The organism is Nonomuraea gerenzanensis (assembly GCF_020215645.1).
In the GTDB taxonomy this organism is placed as follows: Bacteria; Actinomycetota; Actinomycetes; order Streptosporangiales; family Streptosporangiaceae; genus Nonomuraea; species Nonomuraea gerenzanensis.
Window position 1 is genome coordinate 2,299,924 of the sequence record NZ_CP084058.1, and the last position, 22,964, is coordinate 2,322,887.

A 22,964-nucleotide genomic window follows, 5' to 3' on the forward strand; every position below is an offset into this window, starting at 1 on the left:
GTTCATGGACGTCGAGCCCGCCGTCAGGCAGGAGGGGCTGGCAGCGCTGCTGTCCCGGCCGCTGCTGGAGAGCATCTGGAAACGCCGCACGCACCGCGTCAGCCGGGGCGCGTCCGTGCCGGCGGGTTCGATGAGCTACCGGTCGCCGCACCCGCCGATGCCGCTGACGGAGCTGGAGGAGGCGCTGCTCATCGCGCTCACCGGCTGCTCCGGCCTGACCATGCCCGACCGGCCGTTCGAGGACCCGCGCGACGGCGACCCCATCATGGCCAAGCCCAACCTCACCATGGCCGGGCGGACCGCGGGCAGCCCCGACAACGCGCAGGGCACCCACTTCTTCATGATCAACGACACCGGCACGTACTACCTGAGGAAGCTGCCGCCCGCCGCGGACGTCCCCTTCACCGCCGGCTCGCTGATCGAGCGGGCCGGCCAGGCCAAGGTGCGGGTGCTCGACCGTCGCCTCGACGTGGCCGAGGGGCTGCGGGACTTCCCCGCCTACCTCGACTCGAACCGGTTCCTGTCGAACCTGCCCGGCACCACGATCTTCCTGCCCGTGGTGGACCTGTCGCACCAGTACATCAACTGCCTGATGTTCCTGCTCACCCAGCCCGACGGGGCCAGGCCGGCGTTCGTCGACGACCGCAACTTCTACCGCCTGGCAGGCGTGGCCAAGTGGGTCAAGAACGGGTTCCTCAACCCTGAGATCAAGCTGCCGCTCGGCGCCATGGGGACGATGCGCACCCAGGTCGAGGCCGACCTGCTCGTGCAGAACCTGATGCTGGCCGCCGACGCGATGGGGCTGGGCGCCTGGATCCATGGAACGATCCATCCGCAGATCATGCTGGGCGACCCGAAGTTCTCCCGCGCCTACGGCCGGATGCTCGGCTTCGACTTCGTCACGCCGCGCTTCCGCCTCGCCGACCTCCTGCGCTGGCACGTGCCGCTGCCGAAGTACGCCACCCTGCGCTCCCACCCGGTCGGCCTGCGGGTCAACGGCGAGCACCTCATCAAGGCCGCCTGCCCGCCCAACTACCCGTCGATGGAGGCGGCGGTGGACGAGGTCGTACGCGCGAAGTTCGGCCCGGGCGGCATCTACACCGACGAGCAGACCTTCGCCCGCATCTACAAGGGCGACTACGGGCGGCGTTACCTGGCGGAGGCGAGCGCGTACGAGCAGGCGGTGATCGACTGCGCGCGGGACGTCTGCGTCTACATCCACCGGACGCACGGCCGCTTCCCGGCCCACACCGAGGCCATCCACGTGCCCGGCATCTGGTTGCAGGCCCACCACGTCGAGACCGAGTACTACGAGCGGTTCTTCGCCGACGGCATGACCGACGCGCACCAGCGGCACGCCGAGCGGTGGCACGGGGAGCGGTCATGAGGTGAGCGCCCCGCTCAGCGCGGCACCGATCGGCTCAGCCACCTCGGGGTGGGCCAGGTACTCCTCGATGTCGTGCGCCCTGGTCGCCGGGTTGGCGACGGCGACCTCGTCGGGAGCGCCGGTCCAGTGGTCGCCCAGCGGGCACCCGATGGCGACCGGGTCGATGGGGCACCAGGCGTTGACCCAGCGCGCCACCCGGTCCGGGCGGCGCGGCTCGCCGATGAGCAGGCGCCGGTGCACGCTGTCGAGCCCGAGCGGGCTCCCGGCGGTGACGAGCAACTCGACCTCCACCGCCGGGTCGAGCCGGGTGAGCAGGTCCAGGGCCACCACCGTGCCGAGGCTGTGGGTCACCAGCACCAGCCGGCCGGAGCGGGGCAGGTCCCGCAGCACGCAGTCCAGCACGGCCTCGCGGACGCGCGGGTCGTCGAGGTAGGCGGCCACGTCGCCGAAGATCGCGGCGATGAGCAGGCGGTCCAGGTCGGTGGTGTCGGCCAGCCAGCTCAGCCCGCGGTGCACGGTGTCGGCCAGCCCCTCCCTGCTGTCGGGCCGGGCTCCTGGCATGCCGGCCCGGCCGGCCGCCTCGACGATCAGCTGCTCGTACAGCCGCCGGGTGGAGTCGGGGGTGGGCGCCATCGCCTCGGCGGGGTCGCCTGGCGGGGCGAGGGACAGGGCCTCCAGCGGGCGCATGGCGTGCAGCAGGTGCTTGGCGTAGTAGGGGAAGCAGACGTCGGCCGGTGCGATCGGGTCCAGCCCGGCCCTGGTGAGCCCGCCGTTCAGCCCCGCGGTCCAGTAACGGCGCAACCGCTCGGGCTCGGCCTTCTCCTGACTGCGGCCGTGCAGGAAGATCACGTGCCTGGACCCGCCGAAGGCGCCGGGGGCGGCGGGCAGGCCGGCGTGGGGAGGCGCGCTCCGCGCCCCCGTCTCGATGACCGGCCCGTCCACCGGAGCGGCGGGCGGCGGCACCGTGATGGCCGCTCGCTGGGCGGCTGGCGGCGGCACTGTGGTGGCCGCGTGCGGGGTGGCGGCGTCCGCGAGGCCCGACTCCGGGCCCATCTCCGCCAGGTAGGCCCGCCGGGCCTCGTCGAGGGGCAGGGCGGCCAGGTGCTTGAGGATGACGCTGATCCGCACGCCCTCGTTGGAGACCCAGTCCACGGCGTCGTCGCCGTCGCCCTCCCGCCACGGCTGACCGTCGCGGCGCAGGATCCGGCCCTGGTCGTCCGTCCTGGGCACGCCGCTGTGGTGCAGCGCGGTGACCTCCCACTGGTCGTTGAAGACGGGGGAGCCGGAGCTGCCGGGCTCGGTGTCGGTCTGGTACTGCAGGAAGTCGTCCAGCCGGGCCTCCAGCCGGTTCTCGCGGATGGAGATCTCCTTCAACCGGCCGCTGGGATGGCCGATGATGTTGACCGGCTCGCCGATGACCAGCTTGCCCGTCTGGACGCTGAGCCGGTTCCAGCCGAACGTCTCCCCGGCCGGGCGGCCGTCGGCGTCGGGGCCGACGAGCACGAGCGCGAAGTCGAGCGCGGCGTCGGCCACGAAGAACGTGCCGGGGGCCAGGACGAACCGCCGGGAGACCTCGGGGGTGTTGTCCACGCTGACCTGGGCGTCGAACTCCACGACCACCGAGCCGGCCGCCGCGGCGTCGGGCAGCACGTGATGGTTGGTGAGCAGCAGCCTGGGCGAGACCAGGAATCCGGTGCCGATCGGCAGCTCACGGCCGTTCTCGGCGACGGAGATGCGGGCCACCGTGCGGGCGGCCCGTGTCCCGCGCGGCAGGAAGCTCCACGACTGCAGGTCCTTGGCCACGCCGAGGACCCGCTCGTACAGCTGGGGCTGGTCGAGGGCGTCGGCCCTGGTGGCCTCCAGCGCCGCCTCCACCGGGAGGCCGTTGCGCTGGATGAGGCGGGCGGTACGGGCGGCCAGCATCTCCGGGGAGTCGGGGAACGCCTCGCCCCGCTCGTGCCTGCGGCAGGCCTCGTCGCGCTCGGAGCCGCTCCAGCGGTACCGCTCGGCGGCGGCCCTGGTCTGCCGCACCCTGCTTGCGCTGACTTCCGTTGAAATTTCCATGATGGTGCGCCGCCCCCCGATAAAGCAGGCATCTCCTCTCGAATGTGTGCGTCGGTTGGCGGGGCCGTCCAGGTGCGGGGTGGGTAATTGACCGCTTTTTTGCGCATATTTCGGCGTTCACTGGCCGTCATGGAAAATGTCATTGAGATGGCTTATTTCGGCTTTTCTGGTTTTTCGGTGGGGGGTGGCTACCGTGAGAGACGAGGAGAGAGGGGAGCCTCATGGGTAACGTGGTCGACTACGTCTCCGTCGCGTCCCTGGACCGGTGGAGCCAGCACCTCACCGAGGCCGAGCTGGCCCGGCTGGAGGAGCTGACGGCCGGGGATGGCGAGGAGTAGCGCCGTCCGTCCCGCTCGCTGCCCGGTGGAGCGGGAGGTGCCGCTCACCGAGGCCGGCCGGCGCTCGGTGGCGGCACTGGCCGCGCTGGGCCTGCGGGCACAGCTCGTCGACCTGGGCGGGGGTCGTGATCCGGCCGCCTGGTGGTGCGGGCTGCTGCCCCAACCAGGCCCGGCGCCGGCCGCGTCCGGGATCGCCGACGGGTCGGCCTGGACGCCGGCCGCGTGCGGGCTTACCGACCGGGCGGCCTCCGCTCCAGTCGCGTGCGGGATGGGCAAGGGTGCGCGGGACGAGGCCAGGCTGGGCGCGCTCTTCGAGGCCATCGAGCACCACCTGACGGGACCCGCCGGATTCGACCCGGACGAGGTGGAGCCCGCCGTCCCCGCCGCGCTCGCCACGGGCCCGCTCCGCGCGGAGGCCTGCGCGCCGCTGCTGACGACCATGCCGGGACGGCGGATGGCCTGCCGGCGCTACCACGCCCTCCTGGGCGCGGACGACGCGCTCGTTCCGCTGTTCCTGTCCGCGCCCTGGTACCTCGAAGCCGGGGCAGCGCCACTGCGCGAGCGCGCCGGCGACGACAGCGACTACACCGACCTCATGCGCTACAGCTGCAACAGCGGCTCGGCCGTCGGCCTCACCACCGCCGAGGCGGTGCTGCACGCCCTCAACGAGGCGATCGAGCGCGACGCCCTGTCCCTGCTGCTGGTCAGGGCCTTCCTCTGCGGGCACCGCTGCAGGCCCGCGATCGTCGACCCGGAAACTCTGCCGCCTGACGCCGCCCGGGCGTACGCGGTGGCGGCGGAGCTGACCGAATCCCCGGTGCACCTGCTGGACATCACCAGCGATCTCGGGGTGCCGACCATGCTCGCGTACACGGCGCCCACCCCCCACCACCCGCACCGGCGCGGCACCGGCACCTCCCTCAGCCCGGCCCACGCCGCCTGGCGCGCCCTCACCGAGCTCGTCCAGACCACCCTGGGCGAGGAGCTGGGAGGCGCCCGCGGCGATCCCGCCGCCCTGGACGCGCACCCCGCACTGGCCGCCTGCGGGCGGTTCGAGCTCACCGCGGCCCTGCGCCGGGCCCGTGTGGTGCCCTTTCCCGGCGCCGGGCCGGTGCTGGGGCCGCCCGGCGCGCAACTGCGGGCGGTGGCCGCGAGGCTGGCGGTGCGGGGGTTCAGGGTGTACGTCCGGGCGCCGCGGGCACTGCCGGGGGGTGTGGTCGCCGTGCATGTGATGGTGCCGGGCCTGGAGCGCTTCATGCTCGTCACGGACGGCAACCTCGTCGTCCCGGGGCCCAGGGGACGGGAGGCGGCTTTTCAGTCGCGCGGCGGGGTTTCCGGATCGCTGCCACGAGATTGGCATTCCGCTGGATGACCCGGCCCTGTTTTGCCACCGGCGTGCATTTGTGAACCCCCTTTCTGGACGCCATTTCTCTCATAATGGATATATGTCTGGGCAATATGTGCAGCAGAAGTCGAGAGCCGTGGGGGCGCTCGTCGGGGGCGTCCTGCTCCTGATCGTGGCTGTGGGGCTCTTCCTCCTGTCACGACAGCTGTCCGGTCGGCAGGCGGGGGCGGTGGGGTTCTCCCAGATCGTGGCGATGGTCACCAGCGTGATCTCGCTGGGCACCGGCTCGATGCAGCTTCTGTCCTGGTGGCGCGGCTTCCGCGCGCCCGCGCGCGCTCCCACCTCCGCCGACATCGACACCGCCAAGGACATCCTCGCCGGGCTGGTGACCGAGCAGTGGCGGGAGGAGACGGTTTTGCGCTCGCTGGGCGATCCGGAGCCCATGCCGCTGCCCTGGCGATCGACCGAGCGGCGTGAGCTGGTGGACCGCCCCGGCGTCATCGCCAGGGGCGCCGTCGCCTTCCCCGGACTGCCGATGCACATCAAGGACATGGCGAGCAGGTTCCGGGCCCTGCCCTGCGGACGGCTGGTCATCCTGGGCGGGCCGGGAACCGGGAAGACGACCCTGGCCGTGCAACTGCTCCTGGAGCTGCTCCGCACGCGGGAGCCCGGCGAGCGCGTCCCGGTCCTGGTGTCGGCCGCCCGCTGGGACGAGCGGGTGCATCCGCGGTTGCAGGACTGGCTGGCCTCGTTCCTGGCGATGGACTATCCCGCACTGCGCGCGGAGGCGCTGGGCCCCGGCATCCCCGAGGCGCTGGCCGCCCGCGGTGAGCTGCTGCCCGTCATCGACGGGCTGGACGAGCTGCCCGAGCACGCCCGTACCGACATGCTGCGCGCGCTGAACCGCTCGATGTGCGAGAACGACCAGCTCATCCTCACCTGCCGCACGGACCAGTTCGCCGAGTCGGTGGACGAGCTGGGTGACGTCCTCAGGGCGGCCGCGGTCATCGAGCCGCAGCCCATGGACCCCGGCGCCGCGGCCGACTACCTGGAGGCCTGCCTGCCCTCGATCCCGCGCCCGGCCTGGTCACAGGTGCTGCAGTCGCTGCGCACGGGTGCCGCCCCCGCCCTGGCCCAGGTGACCTCGACGTCCCTGGGGCTGTGGCTGGTCCGCGTGACCTACATCGCCACCCGCGCCGATCCGGCGCCGTTGCTGGAGTACGGCCGAGGCAGCGCCGCCGACCTGCGCGACCACCTGTGCGACGAGCTCATCCCCGCCCTGGTGAGCACGCGCCCACCGGCCGACGGCCCCGCCCAGCCCTTCCGCCCGCAGCACGCGTGGACACCGGAGCAGGTGGACCGCTGGCTGACGTACCTGTGCCGCGAGCTGTCGGTCAGCGAGGTGGACACGCGGGACCTGGCGTGGTGGCACCTGGCCCGGCACACCCCCAACTGGTCGGCGCGATGGTGGAGCGGCATCGCGGTCGGGGCCGTCGCGTGCCTGGTCTTCGTCCTCGTGGGCGGCTCCCCGCCGGTCGGCGCCGGGGTCGGCGTGCTGGCCATGCTCCTGATGGTGCTCATGACCGGTTCCTGGTTCAGGGAGACGCCCGGCCACGCGGACTTCCACCTGCGCGGCAAGCTGTCCGATCTGGCACGTGTGCTGCCCGCGGGGCTGTGCGTCGGCGTCCTGGGCGCGGTGATCGGGTGGCTGACGGGCAGCCTGCTCAAGGACGAGGAGGCCGGCATGGTGGCCGCCGAGCAGGTCGGCCTGCTGTCGGGCATCGGGTTCGTCGTCGTGCTCAGCCTGATCCAGTGGGTCGAGCGCCCGGCCACCGACGCCACCGCCAGATCTCCGCGCTCGACCTGGCAGGCGGACCGCAACCTGACGGTGATGAGGATCGTCAGCGGGCTCGCGGTCGGGGTCATCGGCGGCTTCATCGTCTGGAGGGGCCAGCTGAACCTCATCGAGGGCATCGGGGTCGGGCTGGTGGGCCTGCTGTTCGGGCTCCTGCTGGGCAGCCACCACGCCTGGCTGGCCTACAACCTCACCGTCCCCCGCCTGGCCACCAGGGGCAGCCTGCCGCTGCGCGCGATGGACTTCCTGGACGACGCCCACCGCCTCGGCCTGCTGCGCACCGAGGGTCCGTACTACCAGTTCAGGCACGTCGAGCTGCAGCAGCACCTGGCCCGCGAGCTGGCGGCGAAGAAGGACAGGCGCCGGGAGCCCGTACCCCTTCCCTGATCCAGAGGGGCGCGCCCCGTTTGGGCGGCATTTCAGCATGGCTTGGCAAGCAGCGGAACCGGCCGGGGGCAGTGTTCCGTGGGGAAACGGCGTCGAGCGGGAGTGAAGGGCCATGGGGGAGAGATACAGCGTGCTGCGCGACCTGAGCGGCGTGCGCACGGCGAGTCCACTGGAGTCGGCGCGGCCGGGCGGCCCGGTGCCGCCGCAGGTGTCCGGCGCGGGCAGCGAGCCGCACGTGGAGGTGGTCGAGCTCGGCAAGCACGAGCTGCGCGCGGTGTCGCGCGACCCGGAGGTGCGGGCGGTGGCGCCGGTGATGCCGACCACGCTCATCCAGCCGGTCGAGGACGCGGCCGACGGGCGGGCGGAGGCCGAGGCGGCCGCCGCCGCGGCCACGTGGGGCGTCAAGGCCGTGGGCGCCGACGTCACGACGCGGACGGGCGCCGACACGATCGTGGCCGTCCTGGACACCGGCATCGACGCGGGCCATCCGGCCTTCACCGGGGTGACGCTCCTCCAGGAGGACTTCAGCGGTTCGGGCGTGGGCGACAAGCAGGGCCACGGCACCCACTGCGCCGGTACGATCTTCGGCCGGGCGGTCGAGGGCACGCGGATCGGCGTCGCCCCCGGCGTGAGCAGGGCGCTGATCGGCAAGGTGCTGGCCGACGACGGCAGCGGCGACACCGAAGGGCTGCTGCGCGGCATGGAGTGGGCGCTGAACCAGGGCGCCCAGGTGATCTCGATGTCCCTGGGGTTCGACTTCCCCGGCATGGTGCAGCGGCTGGTGGACATGGGGCGGCAGCCGAGGTTCGCCACGTCGCTCGCCCTGGAGGCGTACCGGGCGAACCTGCGGCTCTTCGACGCGCTCATGCGGATGGTGGCCGCCCGGGGGGCGGTCGGGCCCGGCACCGTCGTCGTGGCGGCGGCGGGGAACGAGAGCGAGCGCCAGAGCGGGCCCGACGCCGAGATCGCCGTGTCGCTGCCGGCCGCCGCGGAGGGGGTCATCGCGGTCGGCGCGCTGGCGCAGTCGCCCACGGGCAACGGCCTGGTCGTCGCGCCGTTCTCCAACACCTTCCCGCAGGTCAGCGCGCCGGGGGTGGGTGTGGTCTCCGCGCGCAGCGGGGGCGGGCTGCGCTCACTGAGCGGCACGAGCATGGCCACGCCGCACGTCGCGGGCGTGGCGGCGCTGTGGTGGGAGGACGTGCTGAAGTCGCCCGTGCCGGCGGCCGCGTCCACGGTCACCGCGCGCCTGCTCGCCGGCGCCGTCGTCAGCCCGCTGGCCTCCGGCGTGGACGTGGCCGACAGGGGCGTGGGTCTGGTGCGGGCCCCGTAGCCGGTGGGATCCGGGACGCCGCTCAGGTGCGGACCCCGTAGCCGGTGGGATCCGGGACGCCGCTCGCCGAGCTGGGGGAGGGGCTGGGGTCAACTCTCTGGCACAAAGGCGCAAAGCGCCATATAACCTCTCCCACATGACCGGATCCCTCCTCGAGGTGATCGCGCTCAACGTGCGCGACGCCGTGGCCGCCGAACAGGGCGGAGCCGACCGACTTGAGGTCGTGGCCGACATGGCGGCCGACGGGCTGACCCCCGCACCGGAGACGGTCGCCGCGATCGCCGCCGAGTGCCCCCTGCCCCAGATGGTGATGCTGCGCTGCGACGCCGACTTCGCCGCGGACCCCGACGTCGTCGAGCGGCTCAGCCGCGACGCCAAGGCGCTGAAGCAGGCCGGGGCGGCCGGGTTCGTGTTCGGGTTCCTCGACGGTGCGGGAGCCGTCGACCTGACCGCCACCGAGGCGCTCATCCACGCGGTCTCGCCGCTGCCGTGGACGTTCCACCGCGCCGTCGACCACGCCGCCGACGTGCAGGCCGCCTGGCGGGCCGTGCGGCTGCTGCCGAACCTGGCCACCGTGCTCACCTCCGGCGCGCCCACGGGCGTCGGGGACGGCCTGCCCGTGCTGAAGGCGCGCGCCGACGCGGGCGACGGCTCGATCGTGCTGGCGGGCGGCGGCCTGCGGCCCGCGCACGTGCCCGCCCTGCTCGACTACGGCATCCGCGCCTTCCACGTCGGCTCGGCCGTGCGGGCGAGCTGGTCGGACCCGGTGGAGTGGCGCCTGGTACGCCAGTGGCGGGCCCTGGTCGAGCGCGACTGAGCCACCCCTCAGGGGAAGGCGGCGTCCGCCCGGTGCAGGGCGGCCGCCAGGGTGCGGATCGTGGCCGGCTCGTCCATCACGCCGCCACCGGCCGAGCGCCGCTCCTCCCAGGCCAGCACCCGCTCCCGGTAGGAGTCGTAGCGCGCCAGGTGGAAGGCGTACACGGTGGCGAACCGGCTCACCAGATGGGACGGATGCATGTCCCACCCCTGGTAGAACCCGTGCCGCAACGAGTGGCGCACCAGCTCCGCGTGCCGCCGCCACAGCCCGTGCACGTCCCCCGTACGGTCGGAGGCCGGCGAGGCGGCCAGCGATCCGTCCGACAGCTCCACCCCCGTCCCCGCGAACGCCGTCTGCATGACGTGCCGCGCGTGGTCGCAGGCCGGATGGTCGAGCCGCTGCTCGTGCGGCGGCAGCCCCAGCGCGGCCGTGTAGTCGAAGACGCCGAAGTGCGCCGCCGCCAGCCGCCCGCCCAGTGACTCGTTCAGCTCGCCGCGCAGGAACGGCAGCGTCTGCGGCGCCTCCACCTGCATCTCGAAGCGCAGCCGCACCCCGAGCTCCGCCTCCAGCTCGGCCAGCACGCCGGCGAACTGCCGCAGATAGTCCTCCATCAGCACCTTGGGGAAGGTCACCGTGAACCCGCCCGGCAGCTCCCCGACCCGCTCCACCACCCCGGCCACGAACCCGTGCAGGGTGCGCACCGACCGCTCGGGGTCCCCGTCGGCGAACGACTTCACCCGGGGGCCCCACCGCCGCGGCAGCGCCCCTGCCGCGTGCATGGTGGCCACCGCCTCGACGGCCTGCCTCACGTGGCCGTCCTCGACGGGGCCCGGCCGCACGCCGTAGCCGTCCTCGAAGTCCACGCGCAGGTCCTCGACCGGCTCGGTGGACAGCTTGCGCAGTAACATCTCGTGCACGACGGCGGCCAGCCCGGACGGCGCGCCGAAGACCTCGGCCACCTCGTCGGGCCCCGCCAGGTGCGCCTTGAGCAGCGCCAGCGCCTGGTCGCCCCACTCGGTGACCGTGCGCGCGGAGAAGCGGTCGGCCGGCACGTACACGGTGTGGACGGGCTGCCAGCCGGGCTCGGCCATGGGGAAGCGGGCCTGCTGCAGCCGGTAGGTCCCGGCGAAACCCTCAGGGACGGCAGGCACGGAGCATGGCCTCCAGACCGACGAGCTTGACGCGTTCGCCCCGGCTGAGCGACCGGGCCAGCTCCGCCTCGGCCGCCTCGATGGCCAGCCACTCCTGGTAGGTGACCGGCCGGACCCCGCGCTCGGCCAGCAGCGCGTCGACGCCGCCCGAGCCCACCCGCGCGCCGCCGTCGAGGTCGGCGAGGAGCGTGCGGACGGTCTCCGCCGCGTCGGACTTGTTCGTGCCGATCACCCCGGTGGGCCCGCGTTTGAGCCAGCCTGCCACGTACTCGCGGTCGCGGACCCGCCCGGCCTCGTTCGGCACGGTCATGGTCCGCTCGGAGAACGGCACCCCGGGCAGCGGGACGCTCTGGTAGCCGACCGAGCGCAGCACCATGCCGACGGGCAGCGTCTCGTACTCGCCGGTGCCGACCACGCGGCCCTCCTCCGACAGCCGGGTGCGTTCGAGCTTGAGCCCCTCCACCCGCTCGGTGCCGAGGATCTCGACCGGCCGCATCCAGAACCGCACGTCCAGGCGGCGCGGGCGGCCCACCGGCTCGCGGTCGGCCCAGCCCTGCAGCACCTTGATGTTGCCCTGCACCTGGCGCGGGAAGTCGCCGCCCAGCACCACGGCCTCGTCGGGGCGCACGCACACGTCGGCGTTGGCCAGCTCGCCCAGCTCGCGCAGCTCCTTCAGGGTGAACTTGGCGTGCTCGGGGCCGCGCCGCCCGACCATGTGGATGGCCTTGACCTCGCTCTCGCCGAGCCGCTGCAGCACCTCGTGCGGCACGTCGGTGGCGCGCAGCTCGTCGGCGGTCTTGGCCAGTACGCGTACGACGTCCACGGCGACGTTGCCGACCCCGATCACCGCGATCTCGGCGGTGTCGAGCGTGAACCGGCCGGGATCGACGTCGGGGTGCCCGCAGTACCAGTTGACGAAGTCGGTCGCGGCCACGCTGCCCGGCAGGTCCTCGCCGGGGATGCCGAGCCTCCTGTCGACCATCGCGCCCGTGCAGTAGACGACCGCGTCGTAGACGCCGAGCAGGTCCTCGACGGACACGTCCGAGCCCAGGCTGACGCCGCCGAGGAAGCGCACCTGGGGCAGCTCCAGCACCTTGCGCAGGTAGTTCGCGATCGACTTGATCGAGGTGTGGTCGGGTGCCACGCCGTACCGGACCAGCCCGTACGGGGTCGGCAGCCGCTCCACGACATCGACCTCGACGGGCTCCGCCGACTGCTTGACCAGTGCCTCGGCCGTGTAGATCCCGGCGGGGCCCGACCCGATGACCGCCACGTGCAACGTCACGCCGCCTCCCTATGCCGGTCTACGTGTGACACGTCCCACCAGACGTAACCGGCCAGTGTGATCGATGTATCCCCGGTCGCCGGTGCGGATGAACCCGTCCCTGGCGAATACCGCATGATCGGTGCTCCTGCCAACGTAACCGCTCATGACCGCTTCCGAGCGCAGGAGCACCTCGCCCTGGTCCTCGGCGGGCAGCGCGCGGCCCTCGCCGTCCCTGATGGACACGTCCACGCCGGCGCGCGGCCTGCCCACGCTGAGCTCCGCGTCCTCGGGCGCGTCGTCGGGCGTGGTGCCGAGCCCCAGCCCGGCCTCCGTGCAGGTGTAGCGATTGCAGACGGGCACGCCGTACCTGGTGCGCAGCGCCCTGATCAGCGCGGGCGTGGCGGGCGCGCCGCTGGACAGGATGAGCGTCAGCGACGGCAGGTCCTCGCCCGACTCCAGGATGCGCGACAGCTGGAACGGGCTGCCCTGCAGCACGCCGATCTTGTGCTCGCGCAGCACCCGCAGCGCCGCGTCGGGGCTCCACTGGGGCACGACGTGGCAGGTCCGACCGGTCTGCAGGAACACCGGCAGCCGGGTGGCGAAGCCGAGCTGCCCCAGCGAGTACGGCACCAGCCTGGCGTCCCCGGTGCCCCACCGGAGCCCGGCCCCGTGGGCGCGGATCGCCTCCAACTGGCGGTTGCCGAACACCACCCCCTTCGGCGGCCCCGTCCTGCCCGCCGTGAACGTGATCACGACAGGCCGCGCGGGATCCGGCGGGAACGGCGGCGGGGGCGGCTCGGGCCTGCGCAGGCCGGTGAGCCGGACGGGGTCGTAGGTCTGCGGCGAGCGCCGGCCCCGGTCGGTGGGCAGCGTCACCACGTCCAGCCCGGTCAGCGGCGGCAGCACGCTCGGCGCGGTGATCACGATGGCCGGGTCCAGGCTGGTCAGCAGCCCCAGGCGCTCCACCCCGATCCCCGCGGTGACCGCGCCGATCTTGGCCGCCGCCACGTAGCAGATCACGAACTCGGGGCCGTCGGGCAGCGCCAGCACCACGACGTCGCCGATGCGCGCGCCGCGATGGGCCAGCCCGGCGGCGACCTGGTCGGAGAGCCGGTCGAGGTCGGCGAAGGACAGCATGGCGGAGCCGGTGACCACGGCCGCGCGCCCCCCGAACCTACGTGCGGCCTCACCGGCGAGCAGGCGCAACATGGCGGCTCCCGGACGAGGGCGTACCTCCACGCTACTCCGCTACGCCTGGTGACGGCGCAGGGCGAGCTTGTCCACCTTGCCGTTGGCGTTGGTCGGCAGCGCGTCCAGCACGAGGACGCGCCGGGGCACCTTGTAGCCGGACATGTTGGCGCGCGCCCACGCCAGTAGCGCCTCCGGGTCGGCTGTCACGCCCGGCCGGGGCACGACGTAGGCCAGCCCCGACTCGCCGGAGACCGGATCGGGCACGCCCACGACCGCGGCCTGCGCCAGCGAGCCCTCCCGCAGCAGCAGCGACTCCACCTCGGCGGGGGAGACGTTGAACCCGTTGACGATGTAGAGATCCTTCTTGCGGTCCACGACGGCCAGGTTGCCCGCATCGTCCAGCACGCCGACGTCGCCGGTGTGCAGCCAGCCGTCCGCGTCGATCACCTCGGCCGTCTTGCCGGGCTCGCCCCAGTAGCCGCGCATCACGCCGTAGCCGCGCTGCAGGATCTCGCCGCGCTCGCCGGGGGCGACCGGCTTGCCGTCGTCGTCCACGATCCGCACCTCGATGCCGGGCACGGGCCTGCCGGTGGTGTTCGCGATCACCTCGATGGGGTCGCCCGCCCTGGTCATGGAGACGACCGTGCCCTCCATGAGCCCGTACGCGTTGATCATGCGCTGCAGCCCCACCCGCTCGACCAGCCGCGTGATCAGGCTCGCAGGCACGGCGGCGGCGCCGCAGATGGCCACCCGCAGCGAGGAGACGTCCCAGGAGCCGCGGTCCAGCTCGTCCAGGATCCGGTGGAACAGCGTGGGCGGCCCGGCCAGCACCGTGACCCGCTCCTCGGAGATCAGCGACATCAGCGCGTCCGGCGTGAAGACCGGGATGGGGATCATCACGGCCCTGCGCAGCACGCAGGCGACGAGCCCGGCGTTGAGCCCGAACCCGTGGCTGAACGGCGCGATCACCGGATAGCGGTCATGCTCGCCGAGGGTGACGATCTCCGACCAGTCCCAGTAGCCGCGCAGCACCTGCGAGTGGTCGATCATCACGCCCTTGGGCAGGCCGGTGGTGCCGGAGGTGGACATGATCTCGCACAGGTCGTCCGGCCGCACGGCCAGCGCCCGCTCCTCGGCCTCCGCCTCGGGCACGCCCGCCCCGAGCGCGGCCAGCCCGGGGCCGTCCGGCTCGACGACGTGCCGCAGCTCCGGCAGCGGCACCGGGGATCCGCGCAGCAGGCCCGCCAGCGGGTCCGCACCGGTGACCAGCACCTTCGCGCCGGTCCTGGCGAGGAGCTGCGCCGCCTCGATGCCCTTGTACCGCGCCGACAGCGGCACGATCACCGCCCCCGCGTCCCAGATCCCGAACGCGTGCGTCACCCAGTACGGGGAGTTCGCCCCCCACAGCGCCACCCGGTCGCCGGGCTCCACCCCGAGGGCCAGCAGGCCGCGGGCGATCCCGGAGGCCGCCTCGCGCAGCCCCGCCAGCGTCAGCCGCGGGCCCGCGGGATCGGCGACCACGAGCTGGCCGGGATGGCGTTCGGCCTGGTCGCGCAGCATGCGGGGGAGCGTCCCCCAGTCCGGCATCGATCCCATCGGCTGCCCCTTTTAGGTGATGAGCGCCCGGTCCCTGCCGAGGTGGTGACCGCGCAGGTCGTTCACGGTGCCGGGCGAGGGTGTCTCGCAGACGTCCTGGGCGATCTCCACGGTGATCGACACGGGGGTCAGCGCCCGCAGGGCCTGCTCGATGCGGGCCTGCCACATGGGGTTGCCGATCAGGCTCCGCCGGGCGAACCTCACCGTGAGCGCCGCCGTGTCCAGCGTGCCCTGACGGCTGATCGCCAGCTCCCAGCCCGCCACGCCGTCGATCCGCGCCAGCGCCTTCTCGATGCGCGGCAGCGCCAGCCACACCCCTCTGACCAGCACGTGGTCGCCCACCGTGTGCGCGGGCGCGGGGATCCCCCCGGTGCCCGCGTCCCTGGCTGCCAGCCCGGTCCGCAGCACGGCGTCGCCGAGCGTCGAGTGCCCGAGCGGCGTGACGACCAGCTCGGCGGGCCCGTCCCCGTCCGGTGGGCCGTCCTTGGCCGGCGCGGCCAGCCCCAGCACGCCGTCCGCCAGCGGCCGGAGCGGGTCCTCCTCGGCCTGGCGCCACGCCAGCGCGCCGCCGCTGAACGGGCTGGCCAGCACCTCCGTGACCGTGGCGCCGAACTCGCCCGCCAGGTGCCCGAGCGTGCGCTTGGAGGCGATCTCGCCGGTCAGCACGACGTGCCTGAGCCCGAGATCCAGCGGGTCCAGCAGGAACTCCAGGTGCAGGCGGGCCAGCAGATCCATCGCGCCCGTCGGGGTCGCCACCAGCGTGGTGGCCTTCAGCGCGCTCAGCGCGTGGTGCAGCCGCATCCGGCCGCGCGGGTCCACGCGGGCGGCCGCCTCGGCCACGTCCGCAGCCGCCGTCGCCCACAGCGCGCCGGCCGGCTCGGCGAGGGCCACCACGACGCGGTCGCGCTCGCCGACCCCCGCCTCGCGCAGCGCCGCCCCCGTCAGCCCCGCCGCCGCCGTACGGTCGCCGGGGGACAGCGGGAACACGCTGGACACGTCGGGGCTCACCTGCAGCAGCCCGGTGGCGGTGCCCGCGGCGGCCCCGAGGTCGTCCCGGGTCAGCCAGCGTGCCATCAACGCATCACGTCCTTCATGAACAGGGAGATCGACTCGCACACCCGCTCGTGCGCCAGGCCGCCCACCTGCGCCTGGATGATCAGGTCCGTCGCGCCCGCCTCGGCGATCCTGGCCAGGGCCTTGCGCGAGCCCTCCACGTCGTCCACGACCACCATGAGGTGCTCGCGCAGCGTGGCCATCGCCTCGTCGGGCGGCAGGCCGGCGGCGAGCTGCCCGAGCACCCGGTGGGTGGCGTGGCGGGCGTCGTAGTAGTCGGGCGGGGTGACGAGGTTGACCTGGCGACGGATGTACCACAGGACGGGGTCGGCGGCCGTGGCGTTGGCCTCGTCGCGGGTGGGGGCGACGTACCAGGGGATCATGAGGGCGACGCGCCGGGTGTCGGGGTCGAAGCCATGCTCGCTCAGACATTCCCGATATTTCGCGATGTCGGCGGCGACGTCGTCGATGCCCTTGAGCATGGTCATGCCGAGCAGGTTGTACCCGTGCCTGGCGGCGGCCAGATATCCCTCCAGGGAGGTCGAGGCCACCCAGACCGGCGGATGGGGCCGCTGGGCCGGGCGCGGGTAGACGGCCACGTCGGGGATCTCGAAGAACTCGTTCGACCGGCTGACGGGCTCGCCGTCGGCCTGCCAGATGGCCAGCGTGGCCTCCAGCGAGTCCTCCCAGATCTGCCGCGACTTCTCGAAGGGGCGCTGGAACGCCTGGTACTCCAGCGGCGAGGCGCCCCGCCCGGTGCCGAACTCGACCCGGCCGCCGCTCAGGATGTCGAGCGTTGCCACGCGCTCGGCCGTGCGGATCGGTGACTGGAACGGCAGCAGCACCACCCCGAGGCCCAGGCGGATGCGCTCGGTGCGCTGCGAGATGGCGGCCAGGACCAGATCGGGGGCGGAGGAGTGGGAGAAACCCCTGGTGAAGTGGTGCTCCACGAACCAGGCGGCCTCGCAGCCCAGCCGGTCGCCCAGGACGACCTGGTCGATCACGTTCTGGAACGCCTGCTGCTCGACCTCGCGGGTGCGACCGCGGACCTCCAGCTCATACCCCAGGCTGATCCGTAGGGACGACGTCATCGCGCCTCCGGCGAAGTAGGAAACCAAGCGCTCGCTTGGTAGAGCGTATCAGCGGCAAAGACTTGCGGGAAGGGCACGGCGGCGATCAGAGTGGATGCTCGTGAAGCGAAAGCACGCGTTGCGGCGGCCGAAGACCGGCACGTCTCCCGATCAAGGCGACGAGCTCTCGCTCACCAGTGCGCGCCGGTACGAGGCGTTCGGCCGGGTGATGGCGGCGCTGGCCTCCGAGGCCGACTTCATCGAGTCGTGCCGCGACCTGACGTGGTGGCGCGGGTCCGACCACAGCTGGCACATCGAGTGGCGCGACGGCCCGTACGCGTACGAGGTGGCCGCCCTGCTGGCCGAGCAGGTCCGCGACCCCGACTACGACGGCTCCCTGGTCACCCAGGCGGGGCCGGGCACCGGCGGCTCGGCGGTGCTCGACGTGATGGGCGTGCGCTTCGAGCTGCGGGCGATCGACCCGATGGGGCGGGCGAGCGTCCGTGCCCGGCCGGGCTTCTGGCGGCTGGCCGAGGCCCTCGACACCACCCGCCGCACCAACACCCGCCACCCCTGGGAAGAACTCCTCGGCGGCTGACCCTCAGCCCGTCCCGAGCACGTGCGCGGCCAACCGGGCGCGATGGCCCTGCGGCGGCCCGAAGAGCTGCGCGTCGGAGGTCGCCCGCTTGAAGTACCGGTGCGCCGGATGCTCCCAGGTGATCCCGATCCCCCCGTGCACCTGGATGTTCTCCCCGGCCACCGTCAGGTACGCCTCCGAGCAGTAGGAGCCCGCGACCGCCGCCGCCACCTCGTCCTCCGCCGCCGCCCAGGCCGCGGACCTGGCGGACTCCACCAGCAGCAGCAGATTCGCCAGCTTGTGCTTGATCGCCTGGAACGACCCGATCGGCCGCCCGAACTGGTGCCGCCGCTTGGCGTGCTCCACCGCCAGCTCCAGGCACCGCTGCGCCCCGCCCACCTGCTCGGCCGCCAGCGCCGCGATCCCGAGGTCGCGCACGCGGCCCCACGCCGCCCCCGACCCCAGCCGCCGCGCCGGGACCCTCTCGAAGTCGAGCCGCTGCAACGGCCGGCTCTCGTCCATCGTCACGTGCCGCGTGCGCCGCGAGGGCACGGCCTCCACCAGCGCCCCGCCGGCGTAGGCCAGCACCAGCTCCCCCTCCAGCGCGTACGGCACCGCGCCCGTGAGCACGTCCCCGTCCAGGCGCAGCTCCCCGTCGCCCGGGAGCACCACGGTCGCGCTCGCCCCGCCCGCCAGCGACTTCAGCAGGTCGTCGGCGCCGCAGGCTCTGGCCGCCGCCACCGCCATGACCGCCGACTGGAGGAACGGATACGGCGACAGGACCCGCCCCAGCTCCTCCGCCACGGCCGCCAGCTCGCCAGGCCCGCAACCGGCGCCGCCGTGCTCCTCGGGCACGAGCAGCCCGGCGACCCCCACGTCCCGCGCGAACTCCTGCCACGACGCGCCGGGACGCCCGGCCAGGTAGCCGCGGACGGCGGCGCGAAGCTCATCGGCGAGTGCCACGCGCCCGATCATAACCAAGCATTTGCTTGTTTTAGAACAGATATGACCGAAATTTGCCTTTTTTGGATGGTCACATAATGTGGATGTGGTCATCCCCAGGCCATTCCGGGGGAGGGGTTGACCAGGGAAATGGACATGAACAACACCACCATCGACTACGCCGACTTCGCCGAATACGACCGGCGGCAGCGCGCCATCGAGCGCCATTTGGTGACGGCCTTCCTAGGAGGACTGGCCGTCGGCTTGATCGGCATGCTCATTTCCGGAAACGGCCCCGGCTGGCTCGGCCAGATCTACGACCCCTACGCCTATCTCGCCCTGTCGCTGATCGTCGGCGCGACCGCCTCCGGGTTCGGCTGGGCGCTGGTGACGACGTTCCTGGCGGCGGTGTCCACCCTGGTCGCCGCGATGGGCGCGGGCGCGCTGCGCGGCCACGAGGCGTTCGACGTGATCGGCGGCAGCGCCGCCGGGCTCAACTGGACGCTCGCCCTGCTCGTGGGCCTGGGCCTGCTCGCCTACGCCACCCGCAGGGACGACGGCTGGGGCGACGTGGCGGCGGGCGCGGTCGGCGCGGCGCTGATCGCCGACGTGGTGGACCGGGCGACGCCCGGGTTCATCGACAGCGAGCAGACGTTCTGGCCTGGGCCCGCGATGGCGGTCGGGTTGGCGTCCGTGGCGCTGGTGCTCGGGCTGCGCAGGAGCGCGCGCGGGCGGGTGCGGGCGCTGGCGATGTCGGCGGTGTTCGCCGGGCTGTTCACGGTCTGCCTGGCGGCCTTCGTCGCGGGCTGGCTCCCGCCGGCCGCCTGAGCCCGCCCGATACGCCCGGCCGCGGCGCTCCTGCCGAGCCCGCCCGGATAAGCCCGAGCGCGGCGCTCCCCCGACTCGATAGCCTGTAGACCTCTGCAGCCCTCTGTAGTCCGCTGCAGTCCGCCACATTCCGGGTTCGAGCAAGGAGTAGCCGTGTTGCTGCGCATGTCGTCGTTGTTTCTTCGCACCCTGCGGGACGACCCGGCAGACGCGGAAGTGCCGAGCCACAAGCTCCTCGTCCGCGCCGGCTACGTCCGCCGCGTCGCACCCGGGATCTACTCCTGGCTCCCCCTCGGCAAAATGGTCCTGGAGAACATCGCGAAGATCGTACGCGAGGAGATGAACCGCATGGGCGGCCAGGAAGTGCTCTTCCCCGCCCTGCTGCCCCGCGAATACTACGAGGCGACCGGCCGCTGGACCGAATACGGCGACACTCTCTTCCGCCTCCAGGACCGCAAGGGCGCCGACTATCTCCTCGGTCCCACGCACGAGGAGCTCTTCACCGACATGGTCAAGAGCGAATACTCCTCCTACAAGGACTATCCGGTCACGCTCTACCAGATCCAGACCAAATACCGCGACGAAGCCAGGCCCAGGGCCGGCATCCTGCGAGGCCGCGAGTTCCTGATGAAGGACTCCTACTCCTTCGACCTCGACGACGACGGCCTCAAGCGCTCCTACGAGCAGCACCGCGAGACCTACATCCGCACCTTCGACCGGCTCGGCATCAAGTACAAGATCGTGTTCGCGACGTCAGGCGCGATGGGCGGGTCGGCCTCGGAGGAGTTCCTGGCGCCCACGCCCACCGGCGAGGACACGTTCGTGGCCTGCCACTCCTGCGGCTACGCCGCCAACGCCGAGGCAGTCGTCACGCCCGCCCCCGCCGCGCGCGCCTTCGACGACCTGCCCGCGCTGCAGGTGCTGGACACCCCCGACACCCCGACCATCGAGACGCTGGTGTCGTACGTCAACGAGCACCACGGCCTTTCCGTCACCGCCGCCGACACGCTGAAGAACGTCGTCGTCAAGGTCACCACGCCCGGCTCCGACAAGGTCGAGACGCTGATCGTCGGCGTGCCCGGCGACCGCGAGGTGGACTTCAAGCGCCTGGAGGCGTCGCTGGCGCCCGGCGAGCCCGCCATCTTCGAGGCCGCCGACTTCGCCAAGCACCCCGGCCTCGTGCGCGGCTACATCGGCCCGCAGATCCTGCGCGAGCTCGGCATCCGCTACCTCGTCGACCCCCGCGTCGTCACCGGCACGTCCTGGGTGACGGGCGCCAACGAGCCCGGCAAGCACGCCGCCAACGTGGTCGCGGGCCGCGACTTCGTCCCCGACGGCACCATCGAGGCCGCCGAGGTGCGCGCCGGCGACCCCTGCCCCCGCTGCGGCGCCGAGCTGTCCATCGACCGCGGCATCGAGATCGGCCACATCTTCCAGCTCGGCCGAAAGTACGCCGACGCCGCCGGCCTCGACGCCCTCGGCCCCGACGGCAAGCCCATCCGCGTCACCATGGGCTCCTACGGCATCGGCGTGTCCCGCGCGGTCGCCGTCATCGCCGAGCAGGCCTACGACGAGCTGGGCTTGGTGTGGCCGCGCGAGGTCGCGCCCGCCGACGTGCACATCGTCGGCACCGGCAAGGAGAACCAGGTGGAGGCCGCCCTGGAGCTGGGCGCCGAGCTGGAGTCGCGCGGGCTGCGGGTCCTGGTGGACGACCGGCCGCAGGTCTCGCCCGGCGTGAAGTTCAAGGACGCCGAGCTGCTCGGGCTGCCGACGATCGTGGTCGTCGGGCGCGGGCTGTCGCAGGGGGTCGTGGAGCTGCGTGACCGCGTCTCCGGCGAGAAGACGGAGATCCCCCTCGCCGAGGCCGCCGACCGCATCATGACCGCCGTCGGCGCCTGACCGTCCCGGAGCCCCTCCCCTCCGGGGGGCTCCGCCTTGCGCCGCCCGCCTTGCGCCGAACGGCTCAGCTCCTCGGCTTTCCGGACGAAGTGCCGTGCGGCTCCGCGTCGGCCTTCTCGGAGGAAGCGCCGTGGGGCTTCGCGGAGGCTGGGGCCGGCGCTGGGGGGCTCAGCCGCCGGCCTGGCCGGGTGACGCCGAAGCCGGTGGGGAAGGCGCGGCGACGGGCATGCCGGGGAACGCCGCCGGCGGATCCGCCTTGAAGGCGTACGACCGCGTCACGGCCTCCTGCATGGCCAGCGCCGCGTGCTCCCGCAGCTTCGCGTCACCCGCCGACACCAGCTCCAGGTAGGCCGCCGCCACCCCGCTCTCCAGATGCACCGCCAGCTTGACGGCCAGCGCGGCGTCGGAGGGAAAGAACGGCAGCGCGTAGGAGGCGTCGGGCTCGGCAGGGCGCCCGCCCCGCGTCGTGATGAGCGTGCGCAGCCGATCGCGCTGCGCCCGGTGCGAGTCGTAGGCAGCGCTCATCCGCCGCCGCACGCCCCCCGACGTGCGCGCCGCCAGCAGCCCGTACGCGAACAGCGCCGCGTGCTCGGCGGCCAGGGCCTTGCGTAGCTTCTCCAGGTCGTCGGCAGAGCTCACCAGGGCCTCACAAGGAGCTGGGTAGGGCGATGGCGTGGGCGGCCTCGCAGGCCCCGATGCTGGCGATGAGCTGCGCCACCCCGGGCGAGACCCCGCCGAGCTGCCGCGGCCGCTGGGCCGCGGCCTTGCGCTCCAGCCCCCGCAACCGGGACAACGACACCTTGCCCGCCGAGGCGGTGACCGACGGGGAGGACGAAGCCGGGGGCGAGGCGGAGGCGGAGGCGGGCACGTACTTGCGCAGCTCGTTCAGATGGGCCTGGTGGCGGTCGCGGAACGGCGCCAGCTTCTCGGCCCCGTCGCTGATCAGCGACGCGTAGAGCGCGATCGTGCGTTCCTTCTCCGCGATGAGCCCCTTCAGCAGGACCGTCTCGGGCGAGTCGGAAGGCGGAGCGGCGGGTGGCTCAGGCGGGCCGGAGGCGCTGCAGGCCGACAGAGCGGCCGCCCCGCCCGCCAGCAAGGCCCCGCCTGCCAGCAAGGTCCGGCGGGAGAGCTGACGCACGCGCACGGACTCGAAACCTCCAGGTGTCACCGGCCTCGTTGGGGCCTCGGTAGCATCGTACGGCCAGTGCCCGGGATCGCCGTCCGGCGACGCTCCGCCATTCGACCGTGACGAGTGGCGCTCTCTCCGTGCCCTCATACGGATAGGGTGTCAACTGTCGTCGCTGGCTGAGCGGCCAGACGGCGGGAGAGCCAGAGGCGAGGTCCGCCCGGCTGAGACATGACAATAGGGGAGGTCGATATGGGCAGCGCATCACCCCGCGACCACCTGATGAAGCTCCTGGAGCCCGTGGTCAGCGCGGAGGGCCTCGACCTGGAGGACATCACGGTCACCCAGGCGGGCAAGAGACGCCTGTTGCGCGTGATCGTGGATCGTGACGGCGGTGTGAGCCTCGACGACGTGGCCGACGTGAGCCAGGCCGTCTCCACGGCGCTCGACGACGACGACGCGATGGGCCAGGCGGCTTACACGCTGGAGGTGTCCTCGCCGGGCGTCGATCGCCCGCTCACCGAGCCGCGCCACTGGCGGCGTGCCGCCAAGCGGCTGGTGAAGGCGGAGCTGAAGGACGGATCCGTGGTAGAGGGTCGCATCATGGCCGCCGACGAGAGCGGCGTCGATCTCGACGTCTCCGGCGCGCCGCACAGGCTTGGTTACGAGAACCTGACCCGCGGACGGGTGCAGGTGGAATTCCGCCGGTTCGACGACGTCGACGGCGACGAAGGCTAAGGG

Annotated in this window: 19 protein-coding genes; 9 read left to right on the forward strand and 10 right to left on the reverse strand. The window is 73.0% G+C overall.

Going from position 1 to position 22,964, the window contains the following annotated elements:
* Positions 1 to 4: 4 nt before the first annotated feature.
* Complete coding sequence (locus tag LCN96_RS11130; protein WP_225272517.1) at positions 5 to 1,387, forward strand: hypothetical protein; 1,383 nt, start codon at positions 5 to 7, stop codon at positions 1,385 to 1,387.
* Here the strand turns inward: LCN96_RS11130 and LCN96_RS11135 are convergent.
* Entirely contained in the window at positions 1,382 to 3,418 is a 2,037-nt protein-coding gene (locus LCN96_RS11135) for a trypsin-like peptidase domain-containing protein (protein WP_225272518.1), read from the reverse strand. The two genes, LCN96_RS11130 and LCN96_RS11135, sit on opposite strands and share 6 nt — an antisense overlap.
* Before the next feature lie 357 nt (positions 3,419 to 3,775).
* Here LCN96_RS11135 and LCN96_RS11140 point away from each other — a divergent pair, with 357 nt between their 5' ends.
* The 4 genes from LCN96_RS11140 to LCN96_RS11155 all read left to right on the forward strand — a co-directional run bounded on the left by LCN96_RS11140 (position 3,776) and on the right by LCN96_RS11155 (position 9,523).
* Positions 3,776 to 5,161 carry a YcaO-like family protein gene (locus tag LCN96_RS11140; RefSeq protein WP_225272519.1) on the forward strand — a complete coding sequence of 462 codons (1,386 nt, stop codon included), beginning with the start codon at positions 3,776 to 3,778 and terminating at the stop codon, positions 5,159 to 5,161.
* A 73-nt stretch (positions 5,162 to 5,234) separates the two neighbouring features.
* Positions 5,235 to 7,376: an NACHT domain-containing protein gene (locus LCN96_RS11145; RefSeq protein ID WP_225272520.1), complete on the forward strand. Its 2,142-nt coding sequence runs from the start codon at positions 5,235 to 5,237 to the stop codon at positions 7,374 to 7,376.
* 112 nt (positions 7,377 to 7,488) lie between these two features.
* Complete coding sequence (locus LCN96_RS11150; protein ID WP_263657466.1) at positions 7,489 to 8,706, forward strand: S8 family peptidase; 1,218 nt, start codon at positions 7,489 to 7,491, stop codon at positions 8,704 to 8,706.
* Positions 8,707 to 8,842: 136 nt separating this feature from the next.
* Positions 8,843 to 9,523: a copper homeostasis protein CutC gene (locus tag LCN96_RS11155; protein ID WP_225272521.1), complete on the forward strand. Its 681-nt coding sequence runs from the start codon at positions 8,843 to 8,845 to the stop codon at positions 9,521 to 9,523.
* An 8-nt stretch (positions 9,524 to 9,531) separates the two neighbouring features.
* On the opposite strand, the gene LCN96_RS11160 is transcribed toward LCN96_RS11155, so the two are convergent.
* From LCN96_RS11160 to LCN96_RS11185, 6 genes are read right to left on the reverse strand one after another with little or no spacing between them, the layout of a single operon-like run.
* Entirely contained in the window at positions 9,532 to 10,674 is a 1,143-nt protein-coding gene (locus LCN96_RS11160) for a DUF6986 family protein (protein WP_225272522.1), read from the reverse strand.
* Entirely contained in the window at positions 10,658 to 11,959 is a 1,302-nt protein-coding gene (locus LCN96_RS11165; protein ID WP_225272523.1) for an FAD-dependent oxidoreductase, read from the reverse strand. Before LCN96_RS11165 ends, LCN96_RS11160 begins: the two co-directional genes overlap by 17 nt.
* A 9-nt stretch (positions 11,960 to 11,968) precedes the next feature.
* On the reverse strand, positions 11,969 to 13,150 hold the full coding sequence (locus LCN96_RS11170; protein ID WP_225272524.1) for a class I adenylate-forming enzyme family protein: 1,182 nt from the start codon (positions 13,148 to 13,150) through the stop codon (positions 11,969 to 11,971).
* Between the two features lie 39 nt (positions 13,151 to 13,189).
* Positions 13,190 to 14,728, reverse strand: a complete 1,539-nt coding sequence (locus LCN96_RS11175; protein ID WP_225272525.1) for an AMP-binding protein — start codon at positions 14,726 to 14,728, stop codon at positions 13,190 to 13,192.
* Between the two features lie 12 nt (positions 14,729 to 14,740).
* Entirely contained in the window at positions 14,741 to 15,802 is a 1,062-nt protein-coding gene (locus tag LCN96_RS11180; RefSeq protein ID WP_225272526.1) for a phenylacetate--CoA ligase family protein, read from the reverse strand.
* Positions 15,802 to 16,872, reverse strand: coding sequence for an LLM class flavin-dependent oxidoreductase (locus LCN96_RS11185; protein WP_225272527.1), 1,071 nt, complete (start codon positions 16,870 to 16,872; stop codon positions 15,802 to 15,804). The genes LCN96_RS11180 and LCN96_RS11185 overlap by 1 nt, the downstream gene beginning before the upstream one ends.
* A gap of 94 nt (positions 16,873 to 16,966) precedes the next feature.
* Here LCN96_RS11185 and LCN96_RS11190 point away from each other — a divergent pair, with 94 nt between their 5' ends.
* The gene (locus LCN96_RS11190) at positions 16,967 to 17,449 is read left to right on the forward strand and encodes a hypothetical protein (RefSeq protein ID WP_225272528.1); all 483 of its coding nucleotides are present in this window, start codon (positions 16,967 to 16,969) and stop codon (positions 17,447 to 17,449) included.
* A 3-nt stretch (positions 17,450 to 17,452) separates the two neighbouring features.
* Here LCN96_RS11190 and LCN96_RS11195 read toward each other — a convergent pair whose 3' ends face one another.
* The gene (locus LCN96_RS11195) at positions 17,453 to 18,391 is read right to left on the reverse strand and encodes an acyl-CoA dehydrogenase family protein (RefSeq protein WP_225272529.1); all 939 of its coding nucleotides are present in this window, start codon (positions 18,389 to 18,391) and stop codon (positions 17,453 to 17,455) included.
* A gap of 135 nt (positions 18,392 to 18,526) precedes the next feature.
* Here LCN96_RS11195 and LCN96_RS11200 point away from each other — a divergent pair, with 135 nt between their 5' ends.
* Both LCN96_RS11200 and LCN96_RS11205 read left to right on the forward strand, forming a co-directional pair.
* On the forward strand, positions 18,527 to 19,198 hold the full coding sequence (locus LCN96_RS11200) for a hypothetical protein (RefSeq protein WP_225272530.1): 672 nt from the start codon (positions 18,527 to 18,529) through the stop codon (positions 19,196 to 19,198).
* 153 nt (positions 19,199 to 19,351) lie between these two features.
* The gene (locus LCN96_RS11205) at positions 19,352 to 21,097 is read left to right on the forward strand and encodes a proline--tRNA ligase (RefSeq protein WP_225272531.1); all 1,746 of its coding nucleotides are present in this window, start codon (positions 19,352 to 19,354) and stop codon (positions 21,095 to 21,097) included.
* 168 nt (positions 21,098 to 21,265) lie between these two features.
* On the opposite strand, the gene LCN96_RS11210 is transcribed toward LCN96_RS11205, so the two are convergent.
* Both LCN96_RS11210 and LCN96_RS11215 read right to left on the reverse strand, forming a co-directional pair.
* Positions 21,266 to 21,736, reverse strand: a complete 471-nt coding sequence (locus LCN96_RS11210) for a ferritin-like domain-containing protein (protein WP_225272532.1) — start codon at positions 21,734 to 21,736, stop codon at positions 21,266 to 21,268.
* A gap of 7 nt (positions 21,737 to 21,743) precedes the next feature.
* Entirely contained in the window at positions 21,744 to 22,241 is a 498-nt protein-coding gene (locus tag LCN96_RS11215; protein WP_225272533.1) for a hypothetical protein, read from the reverse strand.
* Between the two features lie 234 nt (positions 22,242 to 22,475).
* Here LCN96_RS11215 and rimP point away from each other — a divergent pair, with 234 nt between their 5' ends.
* Positions 22,476 to 22,961: a ribosome maturation factor RimP gene (rimP, locus tag LCN96_RS11220; RefSeq protein ID WP_225272534.1), complete on the forward strand. Its 486-nt coding sequence runs from the start codon at positions 22,476 to 22,478 to the stop codon at positions 22,959 to 22,961.
* Positions 22,962 to 22,964: the final 3 nt, after the last annotated feature.

What these genes read in the sequence shown, in the direction of transcription:
- LCN96_RS11130 (WP_225272517.1), top strand. Translation starts at nt 5, where the DNA reads ATGGACGTCGAGCCCGCCGTCAGGCAGGAGGGGCTGGCAGCGCTGCTG.
- LCN96_RS11140 (WP_225272519.1), top strand. Translation starts at nt 3,776, where the DNA reads ATGGCGAGGAGTAGCGCCGTCCGTCCCGCTCGCTGCCCGGTGGAGCGG.
- LCN96_RS11145 (WP_225272520.1), top strand. Translation starts at nt 5,235, where the DNA reads ATGTCTGGGCAATATGTGCAGCAGAAGTCGAGAGCCGTGGGGGCGCTC.
- LCN96_RS11150 (WP_263657466.1), top strand. Translation starts at nt 7,489, where the DNA reads ATGGGGGAGAGATACAGCGTGCTGCGCGACCTGAGCGGCGTGCGCACG.
- LCN96_RS11155 (WP_225272521.1), top strand. Translation starts at nt 8,843, where the DNA reads ATGACCGGATCCCTCCTCGAGGTGATCGCGCTCAACGTGCGCGACGCC.
- LCN96_RS11170 (WP_225272524.1), bottom strand. Translation starts at nt 13,150, where the DNA reads ATGTTGCGCCTGCTCGCCGGTGAGGCCGCACGTAGGTTCGGGGGGCGC.
- LCN96_RS11175 (WP_225272525.1), bottom strand. Translation starts at nt 14,728, where the DNA reads ATGGGATCGATGCCGGACTGGGGGACGCTCCCCCGCATGCTGCGCGAC.
- LCN96_RS11180 (WP_225272526.1), bottom strand. Translation starts at nt 15,802, where the DNA reads ATGGCACGCTGGCTGACCCGGGACGACCTCGGGGCCGCCGCGGGCACC.
- LCN96_RS11185 (WP_225272527.1), bottom strand. Translation starts at nt 16,872, where the DNA reads ATGACGTCGTCCCTACGGATCAGCCTGGGGTATGAGCTGGAGGTCCGC.
- LCN96_RS11190 (WP_225272528.1), top strand. Translation starts at nt 16,967, where the DNA reads ATGCTCGTGAAGCGAAAGCACGCGTTGCGGCGGCCGAAGACCGGCACG.
- LCN96_RS11200 (WP_225272530.1), top strand. Translation starts at nt 18,527, where the DNA reads ATGAACAACACCACCATCGACTACGCCGACTTCGCCGAATACGACCGG.
- rimP (WP_225272534.1), top strand. Translation starts at nt 22,476, where the DNA reads ATGGGCAGCGCATCACCCCGCGACCACCTGATGAAGCTCCTGGAGCCC.